Here is a 15,646-nt window from a genome sequence, read left to right as displayed (position 1 = left end):
GGACGGCGGCGGCTCTCCAATCCCCTGACCGACCGGAGCTGCGGGTGCCCGTCGATAATTTAACGATTGGGCCGGTGCCTGAATTGCGCCCGTGACACGTCTGTAACAGCTCCGCCATCCAACCTTCCTAGGGTGAAGCCACTCACGCCACCTGTCACGATAGGAACTCCATTGAGTGGAAACACCACCCGCTTGCAGGCGATTGCGCAAGTGGAAGCCCATGTGCCCCCCGCTTGCAGCTTCGACCCTGCAAAAGCCCCGGGTGAGATCTTTGGCGCCAACGTGTTCACCAAGGCGGAGATGCGATCCCGGCTGCCCAAGGCGATCTACAAATCGGTGGTAGCGACCATCGAAAAGGGCGCCAAGCTTGACCCGACGGTGGCCGACGCGGTGGGCGCGGCGATGAAAGACTGGGCGTTGGAGAAGGGCGCGACCCACTACGCGCACGTGTTCTATCCGATGACAGGGCTGACCGCAGAAAAGCACGACAGCTTTCTCGAGCCTGTTTCGGACGGACAGGCGCTGGCTGAGTTCGCCGGCAAGACCCTAACCCAGGGCGAGCCTGACGCATCGAGCTTCCCGTCCGGAGGTCTGCGATCGACGTTCGAGGCCCGCGGCTACACCGGCTGGGACGTCACCAGCCCCGCCTACATTCTGGAGAATCCCAACGGCAACACCCTGTGCATCCCCACGGTTTTCGTGTCGATGACCGGCGAGGCGCTGGACTACAAGACGCCCCTGCTCCGCAGCCAACAGGCCATGGGTGCACACGCCGAGCGCATTCTGAAACTGTTCGGGCACAAGGACTTGGAGAAGGTGGTCTCGTTCTGTGGCCCCGAGCAGGAGTATTTCCTGGTCGACCGGCACTTCTTCCTGGCACGGCCCGACTTGATCAACGCCGGCCGCACCTTGTTCGGAGCCAAGCCACCCAAGGGGCAGGAGTTCGACGATCACTACTTCGGGGCGATCCCCGAGCGGGTGCTGGGGTTCATGATGGACACCGAGCGGGAGCTGTTCAAGCTCGGCATTCCGGTCAAGACTCGCCACAACGAGGTTGCCCCGGCTCAGTTCGAGGTGGCCCCGATGTTCGAGCAGGCCAATATCGCCTCAGATCACCAGCAGTTGCTGATGACCGTGTTCAAGACCATCGCCAAGAAGCACGGTATGGAGTGCCTGTTCCATGAGAAGCCCTTTGCCGGGGTGAACGGCTCAGGGAAGCACGTCAACTTCTCGGTGGGCAATGCTGAATTGGGCTCGCTACTGGTGCCGGGTGACACTCCGCACGAAAATGCCCAATTCCTGGTGTTCTGCGCGGCGGTCATCCGTGCCGTGCACAAGTTCGGCGGGCTGCTGCGCGTTTCGGTGGCCTCAGCCACCAATGACCACCGACTGGGCGCCAATGAGGCGCCGCCGGCGATCATCTCGATCTTCCTCGGCGATCAGCTCGCAGACGTCTTCGAGCAGATCGCCAAGGGCGCTGCGACGTCGTCAAAAGGTAAGGGCAGCATGATCATCGGCGTCGACACTCTGCCGGTGCTGCCCACCGACCCGGGCGACCGCAACCGCACCAGCCCATTTGCCTTCACCGGCAACCGATTCGAGTTCCGGGCACCCGGCGCGGGCCAGACCGTCGCCGTGCCGATGATCGTCCTGAACACCATCATGGCCGACTCGTTCGACTACTTGGCCACCGCGCTGGAGACAGCGGTAGCCGATGGTGAAGAGTTCGACACCGCGGTGCAGAAGCTGCTGACCGACGTCATCACCGAACATGGGGCGGTGGTCTTCAACGGGGACGGCTATTCCGAGAACTGGCAGGCCGAGGCCGCCACCCGCGGGCTGCCCAACCTCAAGACCACGCTGGACGCCATCCCGGAACTGATCAAACCCGAGGCGGTGGAAGTCTTCGAGAAATACGGCGTCTTCAACGAACGCGAGCTGCACAGCCGCTACGAGGTGCGACTGGAACAGTACGCACTGACCATCGGCGTCGAGGCCAAGCTGGCGCTCGAACTCGGCTCGACCACCATCCTTCCGGCCGCGATCCGCTACCAAACAGAGCTCGCCCAGAACGCCGCTGCATTGACCGCGGCAGGTATGACCCCGAGTCTGACACTCCTGCAGGACGTCTCGGAGCCGATCAGCGCGCTAATCGGAGCCCTGGACACCTTGAAGAAGGCCCTGTCCGATCATTCGGCGGAATCCGCGTTCGACGAGGCCAAGCATGCCCAGCAGACGCTGTTGCCCGCCATGGATGCTGTCCGGGCCGCCGCCGACACGTTGGAGAGTGTGGTGGCCGACGACCTGTGGCCGCTCCCGACCTATCAGGAGATGCTCTACATCCTCTGAGTTAGCTGTTCACGGGACTCAGCTCGACGACCGGGATGACCCGCTCGGTGCGTTCGCGATAGCTGGCGAAACCCGGGTAACGCTGCGCCTGAATCCCATAGAGCCGGTCATGTTCGGCGCCGGTGATCTCGGTGGCCGTCACCGGGAAGGTGTCGGTGCCGAGTTCGACAGTCGCCGAGGGGTTTGCCCGCAGGTTGTGAACCGTCCGCCGAGTTTTCCGCCGCTGCTGCGGAACTCCACGATGTTACGGGCGTTGAACTCCAGGGTTCGCTGTGCGTCCACGGGCGACCATCTCCTCAGTCGATGCCCACGAAGTGCTCGATCACCGGCGGTGACTCGTAGAAACCGTGCAACAGCGCACGCCATTGTTCGAATTCCGGGGACTTCCGAAAACCCTCGGTGTGGGCTTCGATGTTCTCCCACTGGACCAGCAGCAGGTACAGATTCGGCGACTCGACCGACCGGGACATCGAAATGCCCAGGAACCCGGGCTGGGCGGAGATCAGCGGTCGCGCCTTGGCGAACGCTGCTTCGAAATCGGCTTCGCTGCCCGGCCGGATGGGCAGTACTCCATGTTCCACAATCACGCTTGCCAGTCTGCCCGACGGCGGGTGGCCAGGATTACCGACCAAAGACTCTTGTCTGTTACGACGCGACACAGATACGTTACCTGCAACCGACGGACACAGGTATCCCTGGAGGTGGCGCTATGGGTGCTCTCGCGGCAGCAGTCGTTTTTGCCTGGCTGGGCATGGTGTTGGCGATCTCGTTCCTGGAAGCGCCGCTGAAGTTCCGGGCGCCGGGGATCACCATTCCCCTGGGGCTGGGCATCGGTCGCCTGGTGTTCCGGGCCCTCAATGCGGTGGAGATCGCGCTGGCGACGGTGGTGGTGCTCGCGGTGGCCGCCGATCGCCCGGGGCCGCTGGCGCTGGCGGGGGTCTGCGTTGCGGTGGCAGTGCTGACCGTTCAGGTGCTGGTGGTCCGGCCCCGACTGCGCCGCCGCTCGGATGCGGTGCTGGCCGCGCAGACCGCCCCACCCGGCGGCATCATCGAGCGCTCCCGCGCCCACTACGCCTACGCGGGGCTGGAAGTGGTCAAGGTCGCCGCACTGCTGACCGCGGGCGCCGCACTGCAGGTCGCCTCAATCGCCGGATAGCACCCAGGCCAGCGCTCGTTCGACGTCGTACACCGCCGGCACGCCCGCCGGCCGGGCCGGGCGGCGCACGATGACCACCGGCAGGCCGAGTTCCTCGGCGGCCAGCATCTTCGGCCAGGTGTATTCGCCCCCGGAGTCCTTCGTGACGACCACATCGGCGCGGTGATCGCGCAGCAACGCGAGTTCTCCGGGCAGCGCGTAGGGACCCCGGTCCCTGATCACCGACCAGTTGGGCGGCAGGCTGATCGACGGCGGCTCGACCACCCGCGCCAGCACCTCCGCGTCGGCCAGCGCCGGCAGGTACGACGCCAACTGCTGACGCCCGATGGTCAGCACCGGCCGCCGCCCCAGCCGGGCGGTGAGCTGCGCGGCGTGGGCGTGCGAGTCGGCCCACTGCCACAACTGTCCGGCGCGCTGCGACCAGCCGGGCCGCTCCAGCCGCAGCAGCGGCCGCCCGGCCGCCGCGCATGCCGCGGCCGCGTTGGCCGACATCGTCGTCGCGAACGGGTGGGTGGCATCCACGACGGCGTCGTAGTCGGCCAATGCCGCTCGCAGGCCGTCGATTCCGCCGAATCCGCCGATCCGCACCGCCCCGGTCGGCAGCCGTGGGTCGGCGACCCGGCCGGCGAGCGAGGTCGTGACGTCGACACCCGCGGCGACCAGCCGATCGGCGAGCGCTCGGGCTTCGGCGGTGCCGCCGAGCAGCAACAGGCGCGTCACGGTGCCCCCGGCGGTAGGAACGGCAGCCCCGTCGGCGGCCCGCCGCCCGCCAGCTCCAGCAGGGCGTCGACGTCCAGGTGTTCTTCGATCAGATCCCCGAGCAGGTCGAGGCGACGCTCCCGGGCGGCGGGAAAGGACACACCCGACGGTTCCAGGCCCAGGGTGGCACGCAGGAATGCCGTGCGCAGCGCGTCGGACTCCAAGGCACCGTGCCGCATGGTGCCGAACACCTGAGCAGCCCGGGCACCGCCGGGAAACTCACCGGCACCGTCACCGCGGGTGATGCGGCCGTGGTGGATCTCGTATCCGCCGTCGGACAGGCGCAGGACCTTGTCTGCGGCGAAACAGGTTTCAACATCGAGCAGGCCCAGCCCGGCTACTTCGGCGGGCGCTCCCTCGATTCCCTGGGGATCGCGGATCATCCGGCCCAGCATCTGGAAGCCCCCGCAGATCCCCAGTACCGGCTTGCCCGCGGCGGCGTGCGCGGCGATCGCGGAGTCGATTCCGCGCGACCGCAGCCAGGCCAGATCGCTGATCGTTGCCCGGGTTCCGGGCAGCACCACCAGATCGGCGTCGGACACCCCGCGCGGGTCGGCAGCGAACACCACGTCCAGCTCGGGTTCCAGCCCGAGTGCGTCCAGGTCGGTGAAATTGCTGATCCGTGGCAGCCGGATCACCGCAACCCGGCGCGCCGCGGTGCGCGCCGAGCGCCGGCGGTCCAGGTCGAGCGCGTCCTCGGAGTCCAGCCACAGCTCCGGGTGCCACGGCAGCGTGCCGAACACTCGCCGGCCGGTGAGGCGCTCCAGATCGGCCAGCCCGGGCTCCAACAGCCGCTGCTGGCCACGGAACTTGTTCACGATGAACCCGGCCACCAGCGCCTGGTCCTCGCTCGACAGCAGGGCGACAGTGCCGAAGAACGCCGCGAACACCCCGCCGCGGTCCACGTCGCCGACGACCACCACCGGCAGGCCGGCGTGGCGCGCCAAGCCCATGTTCACGTAATCGCCGGTGCGCAGGTTGATCTCGGTCGGGCTGCCCGCGCCCTCGGCGACGATCACGTCGTAGCGCCCGGCGAGATCGTCGTAGGCACGGTGTGCTGACGCGGCCAATTCCGCCCGGCCGTTCATCCAGTTCGACGACGACAGTGTCCCCCACGGCCGGCCCATCAGCACCACGTGACTTTGCTGGTCACTACCGGGCTTGAGCAGTACCGGGTTCATCGCCGGCTCCGGGACCGCCCGCGCTGCGCAGGCCTGAATCCATTGCGCCCGGCCGATTTCGGTCGCCAAGCCGTCGGCATCGACACACACCATGGAGTTGTTCGACATGTTCTGCGCCTTGTAGGGCGCCACCCGCACCCCGCGGCGGTCCAGTGCCCGGCACACACCGGTGGCCACCACGGTCTTTCCGGCGTCGCTGGTGGTTCCGGCGATCAGGATGCCCGCCATCAGGTTCGCCGCACCAGGAACACGTCCATCACCCAACCCGCCTCGGCCCTGGCCGCGCCACGGGCGGCCGCGATCTCGTCGGCGACGTCCGCGACTCGGCCACTGACCAGTCGCTCCCCCGTCGCGCCGAGGTTGGCGCCCCACCAGATCGTCCAGTCGGCCACCGCGGAAAGATCGAGCTCGCTGTTGAGCATCGCGACGATGTTGTCCTGGCCTTCATCGACCGCCTCGATCAGCCGTCGGCCGGTGGTGATGTGCACCGGCCGGCCCACTTCGTGCAGCACGATCCGGTGCCGGGCCGCCAGCAGCTGCGGTGCGCTGATCCCGGGCAGCACATCGTAATCCAGTTCAAGCCCAAGGGCTTTCACCTGCTCGACAATGCGGATCGTCGAGTCGTACAGCGCCGGATCACCCCACACCAGAAATGCTGCAGTGCCTCCCCGCTCACGCAGCACCTCGGCGTAGCGCGCCGCGCGCTCCGCATGCCAGTCGGCGACGGCGTTCTCATACCCGGCCGTCGTCAGCCCCGGGGAACGGTCCCTGCGCGGGTCGGAGACGGTGACGATCGGGACCGTACCGGCGTACGCGTCCACGACTGCCCGCCGAAGTGCCAAGAGGGCGTCGTCGGAGGATTTCTCGGGGGCCACGACGTAGTCGGCCGATCGCAGCGCGTCGGCGACCTCGGCGGTGACGTGCGCAGGCCCCATGCCGATACCGAGAATCCAAACCTTCACCGGTCCTCCAGGTCCCCCTCGACGTCCAGGTAAGCCTGCCGCAGTGCCGCCAGGGTCTCCGGGTCGGGTTGCTCCCACAGGCCCCGGTCGGCAGCCTCGGTCAACCGTTCCACGATGCCATGCAGCGCCCACGGGTTGGACTTGTCGAGGAACTCCCGGGTCTGCGGGTCCAGGACGTACTCGGCCGCGAGCTTCTCGTACATCCAGTCGTGCACCACTCCCGCGGTGGCGTCGAACCCGAACAGATAGTCGACGGTGGCGGCCAGTTCGAACGCACCCTTGTAGCCGTGTCGGCGCATCGCGGAGATCCAGCGCGGGTTGACCACCCGGGCCCGAAACACCCGCGCGGTCTCTTCGGCCAGCGTGCGGGTGTGGACGGCATCCGGCGACGTCGAGTCCCCCACGTAGGCTTTCGGGTCGGCGCCGGTCAGCGCCCGCACGGTCGCGATCATGCCGCCGTGATAGACGAAGTAGTCATCGGAGTCGGCGATGTCGTGCTCGCGGGTGTCGATGTTCTTGGCCGCCACCTTGATCCGGCGGTAGTTGGTGCGCATGTCCTCGGATGCGGCGCAGCCGTCCAGTCCGCGGCCGTAGGCGAACCCGCCCCAGGTGGTGTACACCTCGGCCAGGTCCTTGTCGTCACGCCAGGTTCCGGATTCGATCACCTGCAGGATCCCGGCCCCGTACGAACCGGGTGCGGAACCGAAGACCCGGGTGGTGGCCCGGCGCAGGTCGCCGTGCTCGGCGAGGTCGGCGCGGGCGTGCGCCGCCACGAAGTTCGCCTCGTCGGGTTCGTCGAGCGCCGCCACCAGCCGCACCGCGTCGTCGAGCATCGTCACCACGTGTGGGAAGGCATCCCTGAAGAACCCCGAGATCCGCACCGTCACATCGATTCTGGGCCGACCGAGCTCGGCCAGCGAAGCCACTTCGAGCCCAGAGACCCGCCGGGACGCCTCATCCCACTCCGGCCGCACGCCGAGCAGGGCCAGCACCTCGGCGACGTCGTCGCCCGAGGTGCGCATCGCTGAGGTTCCCCACACCGACAGCCCGACCGACTCCGGGTAGACGCCGGTGTCATCGAGGTAGCGCCGCACCAGCGAGTCGGCCATCGCCTGACCGGTCTGCCACGCCAGCCGGGACGGCACCGCGCGGGGGTCGACGGTGTAGAAGTTGCGCCCGGTGGGCAGCACGTTGACCAGGCCGCGCAACGGTGACCCGGAAGGTCCCGGCCGTACGAACCCGCCGGCCAGCGCGTGCAGCACCGAGTCCAGCTCGGCCGCCGTGCCGGCCAGCCGCGGAACCACTTCGGTGGCCGCGAATCTCAGCACCCGACACACCTCGGGGTCGGGATGCAGCGTGTCGGCGACACCGGTCTCCCAGCCGGCCGCCTCCATGGCTTCGACCAGTTCGCGCGCGCGGTCCTCGATCTCGTCGACTGCGGCGGCGGCAGCGCCTTCCTTGAGGCCCAGTGCGGCCCGCAGTCCGGGCACGGCGTGGTCCACCCCGCCCCACACCTGCGGGGCGCGCAGGATCGCCAGCACCAGATTCACCCGCTCCGGGCCGGTCGGTGCACCGCCGAGCACGTGCAGACCGTCGCGGATCTGGGCGTCCTTGATCTCACAGAGCCAGCCGTCGACATGCAGCAGGAAGTCGTCGAACTCCTCATCCTCGGGCCGCTCGTCGAGGCCCAGATCACGGTGCATCTCCGCGGCCCGCATCAGGTTCCAGATCTCGCCGCGGATCGCCGGCAGCTTGGCCGGGTCCATCGTGGCGATGTTGCCGTACTCGTCGAGCAGCTGCTCCAACCGAGCGATGTCGCCGTAGGACTCCGCACGCGCCATCGGCGGGATCAGGTGGTCGACGATGGTGGCGTGCGCCCGCCGCTTGGCCTGGGCGCCCTCGCCGGGGTCGTTGACCAGGAAAGGGTAGACCAGTGGCAGGTCGGCGATCATCGCGTCGGTGGCGCACGCGGAAGACAACGCCGCGGTCTTACCGGGCAGCCATTCCATCGATCCGTGCTTGCCCAGGTGGATCACCGCGTGCGCACCGAAACCATGTGCCAGCCAACGGTATGCGGCCAGATAGTGGTGACTGGGCGGCAACTCGGGATCGTGGTAGATCGCCACCGGGTTCTCCCCGAACCCGCGGGGCGGCTGGATCATCAGCACGATGTTGCCGGATTGCAGTGCGGCCAGCACGATCTCGCCGGAATCGTTGACGAACAGCTTGCCCGGCGCCGGGCCCCACGCCGTCGCCATCGCGTCGCGCAGCTCGTCGGGCAACTCGGCGGTCCACTGCGCGTACTGCTGCGCGGTGACCCGGACCTGCGCGTCGGACAGTTGCGCAGCGGACAGCCAGTCCTCGTCCTGCCCGCCGGCCTCGATCAGGGTGTGGATCAGCCGATCCCCGGCAGCCGTCTCGTCATCGATGTCCAGCACCCCGAAGCCGTCCCCGACGTCGTAACCCTCGTCGGCCAGCCGGCGCAGCAGCCGCACCGCCGACACCGGGGTGTCCAGCCCGACGGCGTTGCCGACCCGGGAGTGCTTGGTGGGGTAGGCCGACAGCACCAACGCCAGCTTCTTCTGCGCATTCGGAATGCGGCGCAGCACAGCGTGATTCACCACCACACCCGCCACCCGGGCGCAGCGTTCGGCGTCGGCGGCATAGTGCGGCAGCCCGTCGTCGTCGATCTCCTTGAAGGAGAACGGCACCGTGATGATCCGGCCGTCGAACTCCGGGATAGCGATCTGGGTGGCCGAGTCCAGCGGGGTCACGCCGTCGTCGTTGGCCTCCCAGTCCGCTCGTGACGAGGCCAGGCACAGTCCCTGGAACACCGGGATGTCCAGCGCCGCGATCCGTTCGATGTCCCAGGCGCCGTCGTCGTCGCCGGCACTGACACCGGCTGTGGCGTTCATCGCCCCACCGGCCGCCAGCATGCAGACCACCACCGCGTCGAGCTGCCCCAACGCGCCGAAAAGCTCGTCGGGGGCGTTGCGCAGCGACGCGGCGAAGATCGGCACCCCCACTGCCCGGCCGCAGGCATCGATGGCGTCGGCCAGGGCGTGCGCGAACCCGGCGTTGCCGCTGACCTCATGCGCCCGGTAGTAGAGCACCCCGATCCGCACCGCGTCGGGAGCCGCGGCCGGCTCGCTCCGCTTCCCGTAACCCCACTCCGGGATCACCGCCGGCTCGTCGAAGCCTTCCCCGGTGAGCAGCACCGTGTCGCACAGGAACGCGTGCAGCTGCGCGAGGTTGGCCGGCCCGCCCTCGGCGAGATAGGCATGCGCCTGCGCGGCCAGCCCGATCGGGACCGTGGAGCACTCCATCAGCTCGGCGTTGGGTGAGCGCTCCCCGCCCAGCACCACCAGCGGCAAGCCGGTCGCGCGCAGCAGCTTCAGCTCATCGGCGATCTCGGCCGACGAGCCCAGGATTCGCAGCACCACCACATCGACCCCGTCGAGCAGCGGTTGGATGTCGTGGCGTGCGGGGTTGCCCAACCGATACGCCGCGCCGCTGGCTCGCGCGGACAGCAGGTCGGTGTCGGACGTGGACAGGAGCGCGATGCGCCGCATAGCCGGTTCCTCCTGGGGGTTCGCGCCCCGCATAGTCGGATGTCCCGCGGCCAGTATCTGGCTAACACAGTGGCGGAACCGCCCCGGATTCGCACCGGGTTCCTGACGCCACGAGACGGCGGCCAGCCTAACGCAGCACGGCATGTAAGAATGTCGCCGGTAAGGCGATGACGATTGAGGAAGCCGGTGCGAATCCGGCGCGGTCCCGCCACTGTCATCGGGGAGCGACCCTCATCAGCCACGGCCCGCCACTTGTGGGGTTGGAAGGCGAGGCGAGCAGTGATCCGAGAGCCAGGAGACTCACGTCATCGCGTCCTGCGTACCGGGGCGGTGTACCCCGAGGAAGCTGACTCACGCCCATGTGTCGTGCGCTGCGGGTAGTCCTTGCGCTGCTGATCACGCTGGCCACCCCGTTGGCCGGATGCTCCGGCGAACCCGCCTCTCGCACACCGGAAGCACGTGCCGGCTGCATCACCGACTTCGATCCGGCCGCCGACTACTTTCCGGACAAGTCGACGCTGACCGAGGCCACCAACTTCTCCATCACCTACCGCGGCAGCTACCAGATCCTGACCGTCAATCGGCCCTACCTGGGCGGTAAGCCGGTGTCCTATGTGCTGGTGCGCTGCGGCGCGCCCGCGCCGGCGCTGACCGGCGAGCTTGCCCACTCCCAGCGGATCACCGTCCCGGTACACAGCCTCTACTCGGGCTCGACGACGCACCTGGCGATGATCACCGAACTCGGCCAAGCCGGCGTGGTCACCGGGGTCGCGAGCCCGGCCGCCGTCGCCGACCCGCAGATCCGCGCGCACATCGAGAGCGGTGAGATCGTCGGCTACGCCCCCGGCGGGCAGATCAATGTCGAGCGCGTGATAGGCGCGGGCCCCGACCTGCTGGTCACCGAGGGGATCGATGACCCCGGCTATGCCAAGCTGCGCGAAGCCGGTATTCCCGTGCTGGCCGACGCCGAATGGCTGGAATCCACTCCGCTGGGCCGGGCCGAGTGGGTGAAGGTGTTCGCCGCGCTGACCGGAACCGAGCGTCAGGCCGGGCAGGCGTATGAGTCCATTCGCGACCGCTACCGCGCGCTGGCCGCCCAAGCCACCGCAGCGAAGCCCGTCGAGGTCTTGGCCGGCACCATGTATTCCGGCAGCTGGTCGATGCCCACCGGTGACAGCTACTCGGGACGTCTGGTCGCCGACGCCGGCGGCACCTACCCCTGGCTGTCGGACACCGGCGCCGAGAACCGGCAACTGAACTTCGAGTCGGTGTACGCCCGTGCCGGCACGGCGCCGGTGTGGCTGGTCACCGACGACTGGCACACCCTGGGCGACGCGGTGGCCCGCGACAGCCGCTACGGCGAGCTCACCGCGCTGCGGACCGGTCACGTGTGGTCGGCCACCAAGGCGATCACACCCGGAGGCGGCAATCTCTACTGGGAACGCGGCACGGCGCGACCTGATCTGCTGCTCGGCGACCTCGTCGCGATCCTGCACCCCGAGCTCGTCGCCAACCACGCGTTCGAGTTCTACCGGCGGGTGCCGCGGTGAAGCCGCGTCTCGCCCTGGTGCTGGCCGCGCTCGGCGCTGCCGTGGTCCTGTTGGCCCTGCTGGGTTTGGTGCTCGGGCCGGTGCGGGTTCCGGTGCTCGACACCGTGCAGGTGCTGTTCGGCGCCGAACCCTCCGACCCGCGCTGGCAGGTGATCGTGTGGAACATGCGGTTACCTCGGGTGCTGACCGCGCTGGCCGCCGGGTCCGCGCTCGGCGTCGCCGGCCTGCAGCTGCAAACCCTGTTCCGCAACACGCTTGCCGATCCCTACATTCTGGGCGTGAGCTCCGGGGCCAGCCTCGGCGTCGCGGTGGTGGTTTTGTTCGGCGGTGCAGCCGGCGCCGGTTTCTCCACCGGTATGGCCGGCGCGGGCCGCGCCGGGGAGGTCATCGCGGCGGCCCTGGGCGCCGCGGCGATGCTCACGCTGGTGCTGGTGCTGTCGCGCTGGACCCGCTCGGCGGCGACGCTGCTGCTGATCGGGGTGATGCTCGGGGCGGCCAGCACCGCGCTGGTGAGTCTGGCGATGGTGTACTCCGATCCGCAGCGGGTGCAGCAGTACCTGCTGTGGGGCCTGGGCAGTTTCGCCGGGACCGGCTGGGCCGATTTGGAGCTGCTGCTGCCGCTGGTGGTCCTCGGGCTGGTGACCGCGGCGGTGACGATCCGGCCGCTCAACGCCCTGCTGCTCGGCGAGAGTTATGCGGCGACGATGGGCATCAACGTGCATCGGGCGCGAGTGGTCACGGTCATCTCGGCGTCCCTGCTGGCGGGTGTGACGACCGCGTTCTGCGGACCGATCGCTTTCCTCGGGCTGGTGGTGCCGCACGTGGCCCGCATCGTGGTCGGTACCTCCGATCACCGGGTGGTGGTCCCGGCGGTGATCCTGCTGGGCGCGGTCGCCGCGCTGGGCTGCGGCCTCGTCAGCCAGGTGCCCGGCAGCGACCTGGTCATCCCGATCAACGCGGTCACCGCGCTGGTCGGGGCGCCGGTGGTGATCACCGTGCTGCTGCGGGCCCGTCGCGGATCGGGGTTGCCGTCATGACACCGGCTCCGGTGACACCGGCCGTCGAGCTCGCCGGCCTGGTGATCGGTTACCGCAGCCGGCGCCGGTCGGTGACGGTGGCGGCCGGGCTGGCCGCCCAGGCCCGCCGCGGCGAGCTGACCGTGCTGATCGGGCCCAACGGCGCCGGCAAGTCCACCCTGATCCGCACGCTGGCCGGACTGCAGCCCGCGCTCGGCGGGCGTGTTCTGCTCGACGGCGCCGACCTGACCGCACTGCCCCGCGACGAGCTGGCCCGCCGGGTCGCGGTGGTGCTGACCGAACGAGTCGACCCGGGCCTGCTGTCGGCGCGGGAGCTGGTCGGGCTGGGCCGCATCCCGCACCTGGGTTTGGGTGGCCGGCTGCGTCCGGCCGACGAGGAGATCATCGACTGGGCGCTGGCAGCGACCGGCGCGCGGCATCTGGCGTCGCGGCCGGCTGCCGAACTGTCCGACGGCGAATGCCAGCGGGTCCTGACCGCGCGGGCGCTGGCCCAGCAACCAGGTCTGCTGATCCTCGACGAGCCGACCGCGTTTCTGGATGTGTCGTCGCGGGCCGCCCTGTTCGGGCTGCTGCGCGAGCTCGCCCGCGACCAGCAGTTGGCGGTGGTGCTGAGCACTCACGACTTGGAACTGGCGCTGCGGGTGGCCGACCGGGTGTGGCTGATGGACCCGGCGGGCACCCTAACGGACACCGTCGGCGAAGAGCTGATGTTGTCCGGGCGGATCGGAGACATGTTCGGCAACGACACCCTGCGTTTCGACCCGGGCAGCGGGATGTTCACCTTCGTCGGCGACGAGAACGAGCGCACCGCCCGGGTCGACGCCGGAGAACCGTTGCGTTCAGCATTGACCCGGGTGCTGTCCCGGGAGGGCTGGGGTATCGGCGACTCCGCCGAAATCGTGCTCACGGCAACAGATCCCGGCACCATCGCCGTGCGCACCGCGAGCGGCAACCAGCTCTCCGAGCTGCGCGACCTGCCGCAGCGGCTGCGCGCGCTGCCGACGATCCCGCACCGTTGCGCATCCCGGAATGAGACGACCGCGGCGCTCGCCGAGTTATCCGCTGTCAGCTCCTATTTCGCGGTCTCCACCGGGATCGCAGACGACGCCGACTGGCGTCCGGTGACGCAGCTCTACACCGATGAGAAGCTGCTCGCCGGCGCGGTCGCCCACGTCCGGGAGCGCATCGGGGCACCGGATCTCCGCGTGGCGGTATCCACTTTCTTCCTCGGATTCGCGGCGCGGCTGTGGTCGATCGGGCTGGGCGGGCTCGCCGAACACGGGCTGCTGATCGACCTGGACCCCGATCAGCTCTGGTACACCGATTCGGAAGGGGCCGTCCGCCTGCACCTGCCGAATCCGGTGGCCTGGCAGGGATCGTCGGCGAACGAGAGTCTGGAGCCGGCGCTGGCCGACATGATCTTGACCGGACATTTGAAGCCGTTAGCCGCCGCGGTGCAACGACTTGGTCCGATCTCGGAGCGGCTGCTGCTCGGCAATGCCGCCTCCGCGGTACTGGGTGCCGCCCGCGCCCTGCGCTGGCATAGCGGTGGCGATCTTGCCGACGAACCGGGATGGGCTCTCGCCCGCAAGCTATGCGACGACGAACGCCTCACCGGCACAATATGTTTCAACGGTTCCGATACGGACTACCGGCGTACCAGCTGCTGCCTGTTCTATCGCACGCCCGGCGGCGGCCTGTGCGGCGACTGCGCACTGACCCACAAACCCCCGGTTCGCTTGGACCGATAGAGGAAGGGATTCCCATGACCGAGAACACCGGCACCGTCGTTGCCGATCCCCCGATCGTCGACACCGAAGACCGCGGCCGCGAACAACTCTGGCCGTTGCCGACCGACCAGCAGAGCCTGCTGGATCTGCTGCACCTGTGCTTCGACGAGTACTGGGACGAGATCTGGTTCGGCATCATCATGCAGGGCGCGGCCTGGGAGGTGGCCGCGCCCAACGCGCCGCGCAAGATCGCCATGCTCGACGGTTACGCCACTATCGATTTCGGCCGCTGGCACTTTCACCTCTGCATCGGCAAGCACCGAGCCAGCGGAAACGAGCTGGGCCGGATTCGCCGCTGCACCCGGGCCGAGCTGTACCGCCGGATCGGCAAGGACGGCAACCCGCAGTCGTGGGGCGTGCGCCTGTTCAACGGCCGCGACGAGCAGATGATGACGGTGATGCTGCCGAACCCGTTCCTCACCAACGACCAGCAGATGCGCGACGAGCCCGAGTGGGGCCAGCTGGAGTTGTGGGACAAGCTGCGCGACAAGTACCTCGGCCTGGGGCCGGACCCGCTGGACCGCGGCGGGAGTCAGATCCGCTGCGGCGGTTAGCGAGACTCGACGAAGGAGAGCCGAAGCTGGACCGCCCCAACAGACCCGGCGGCTAGCCCCGGGCAGTCCTTGGCGTAGCGGCGGCACCGGGGAATAGCAGAGTTGCCCACCTCTGCGCGACAAACTGCGGGTGTGGATGCGCCCGCGGCGGTTTGTCGCGCAGAGGCGGGCAACTATCCCTACGAGGCCCGCCGTGAACACGGCCTACCCCAATACCGTCCAGTCTTGACTGAACGGTATTGGGGCTGGTCCCCCGCTATTCCTCGGAGCCCTGCCAGGTATTCGGCATCATCGGGCTGACCGCGCCGCCCCCGAACCCATCGTCGGCCAGCGCGGTCAGCCCGCTCGGCTGTGCGCGGGCAACCCGGTGGGTGCCACCGGCGAAGCCCTGCGCCGCGGCGCCTCGACTCGAGGCGACCGCCCCGGCGAGTTCCGGCACCTCCGGCACCGGGCCGGGCTCCAGATCCATGTACTCGTAGCCGCGCCCGAGCATGCCGGCCTTCGTCTTACGCCGGCGCCGCTGCGTCGCGACCTGCTCCGCCGCGGCGGCCTCGGGAACCTCCGCACTGTCCGGTTTCGGTGCCGCCTTCTTGCGAGTGCTGGTGCCCGAGCCCCGTCGAGCGCCCATGTCCAGACCGCCCACCATGTACATGTAGGCCGGCATGGTGACCGACGGTGGCCCGGCGGGAGTCGGCGGCGGCGCGCCGGGGGGCGGTGCGGCGGCCGCGGCCGGGGC

13 protein-coding genes and 2 riboswitches are annotated in these 15,646 nt (G+C 68.9%); of the genes, 6 read left to right on the top strand and 7 right to left on the bottom strand.

Annotated features, from left to right (window positions below; all coding sequences use genetic code 11):
- The first annotated feature begins 171 nt into the window (after positions 1–171).
- Positions 172–2,349, top strand: a complete 2,178-nt coding sequence (locus ABW16_RS08140; RefSeq protein WP_047318664.1) for a glutamine synthetase III family protein — start codon at positions 172–174, stop codon at positions 2,347–2,349.
- A 1-nt stretch (position 2,350) separates the two neighbouring features.
- Here ABW16_RS08140 and ABW16_RS27140 read toward each other — a convergent pair whose 3' ends face one another.
- Together ABW16_RS27140 and ABW16_RS08130 are read right to left on the bottom strand one after the other, a co-directional pair.
- A complete protein-coding gene (locus ABW16_RS27140; RefSeq protein WP_233424721.1) occupies positions 2,351–2,491 on the bottom strand; it encodes a nitroreductase/quinone reductase family protein in 141 nt (46 codons plus the stop codon).
- Between the two features lie 154 nt (positions 2,492–2,645).
- Complete coding sequence (locus tag ABW16_RS08130; protein WP_047318663.1) at positions 2,646–2,936, bottom strand: antibiotic biosynthesis monooxygenase family protein; 291 nt, start codon at positions 2,934–2,936, stop codon at positions 2,646–2,648.
- A gap of 122 nt (positions 2,937–3,058) precedes the next feature.
- On the opposite strand from ABW16_RS08130, the gene ABW16_RS08125 reads away from it, so the two are divergent.
- Positions 3,059–3,505, top strand: coding sequence for a hypothetical protein (locus ABW16_RS08125; protein WP_047318662.1), 447 nt, complete (start codon positions 3,059–3,061; stop codon positions 3,503–3,505).
- Here ABW16_RS08125 and ABW16_RS08120 read toward each other — a convergent pair.
- From ABW16_RS08120 to cobN, 4 genes are read right to left on the bottom strand one after another with little or no spacing between them, the layout of a single operon-like run.
- A complete protein-coding gene (locus tag ABW16_RS08120) occupies positions 3,491–4,225 on the bottom strand; it encodes a cobalt-precorrin-6A reductase (protein WP_047318661.1) in 735 nt (244 codons plus the stop codon). The two genes, ABW16_RS08125 and ABW16_RS08120, sit on opposite strands and share 15 nt — an antisense overlap.
- Entirely contained in the window at positions 4,222–5,673 is a 1,452-nt protein-coding gene (locus ABW16_RS08115) for a cobyric acid synthase (RefSeq protein WP_047318660.1), read from the bottom strand. Before ABW16_RS08115 ends, ABW16_RS08120 begins: the two co-directional genes overlap by 4 nt.
- The gene (gene cobF / locus ABW16_RS08110; RefSeq protein WP_047318659.1) at positions 5,673–6,407 is read right to left on the bottom strand and encodes a precorrin-6A synthase (deacetylating); all 735 of its coding nucleotides are present in this window, start codon (positions 6,405–6,407) and stop codon (positions 5,673–5,675) included. The genes ABW16_RS08115 and cobF overlap by 1 nt, the downstream gene beginning before the upstream one ends.
- Entirely contained in the window at positions 6,404–9,979 is a 3,576-nt protein-coding gene (cobN, locus tag ABW16_RS08105; protein WP_047318658.1) for a cobaltochelatase subunit CobN, read from the bottom strand. The genes cobF and cobN overlap by 4 nt, the downstream gene beginning before the upstream one ends.
- A 31-nt stretch (positions 9,980–10,010) precedes the next feature.
- Positions 10,011–10,107, bottom strand: a riboswitch (cobalamin riboswitch).
- A gap of 5 nt (positions 10,108–10,112) precedes the next feature.
- A riboswitch (cobalamin riboswitch) is annotated at positions 10,113–10,301 on the top strand.
- A gap of 37 nt (positions 10,302–10,338) precedes the next feature.
- Here cobN and ABW16_RS08100 point away from each other — a divergent pair.
- The 4 genes from ABW16_RS08100 to ABW16_RS08085 are packed head-to-tail and all read left to right on the top strand — an operon-like array spanning position 10,339 to position 14,910.
- Positions 10,339–11,529, top strand: coding sequence for an ABC transporter substrate-binding protein (locus tag ABW16_RS08100; protein WP_047318657.1), 1,191 nt, complete (start codon positions 10,339–10,341; stop codon positions 11,527–11,529).
- Positions 11,526–12,566, top strand: a complete 1,041-nt coding sequence (locus ABW16_RS08095; RefSeq protein ID WP_047318656.1) for a FecCD family ABC transporter permease — start codon at positions 11,526–11,528, stop codon at positions 12,564–12,566. Before ABW16_RS08100 ends, ABW16_RS08095 begins: the two co-directional genes overlap by 4 nt.
- The gene (locus ABW16_RS08090) at positions 12,563–14,317 is read left to right on the top strand and encodes an ATP-binding cassette domain-containing protein (protein ID WP_047318655.1); all 1,755 of its coding nucleotides are present in this window, start codon (positions 12,563–12,565) and stop codon (positions 14,315–14,317) included. The genes ABW16_RS08095 and ABW16_RS08090 overlap by 4 nt, the downstream gene beginning before the upstream one ends.
- A 14-nt stretch (positions 14,318–14,331) precedes the next feature.
- The gene (locus tag ABW16_RS08085; protein ID WP_047318654.1) at positions 14,332–14,910 is read left to right on the top strand and encodes a DUF7676 family protein; all 579 of its coding nucleotides are present in this window, start codon (positions 14,332–14,334) and stop codon (positions 14,908–14,910) included.
- 256 nt (positions 14,911–15,166) lie between these two features.
- On the opposite strand, the gene ABW16_RS08080 is transcribed toward ABW16_RS08085, so the two are convergent.
- Positions 15,167–15,646 (bottom strand): PPW family C-terminal domain-containing PPE protein (locus ABW16_RS08080; RefSeq protein WP_459542293.1); only part of this gene is annotated, 480 nt, incomplete at its 5' end.

It is taken from the genome of Mycolicibacter heraklionensis, from assembly GCF_001021505.1.
Classification (GTDB): domain Bacteria; phylum Actinomycetota; class Actinomycetes; order Mycobacteriales; family Mycobacteriaceae; genus Mycobacterium; species Mycobacterium heraklionense.
This window is presented reverse-complemented; position numbering and strand designations above follow the sequence as displayed.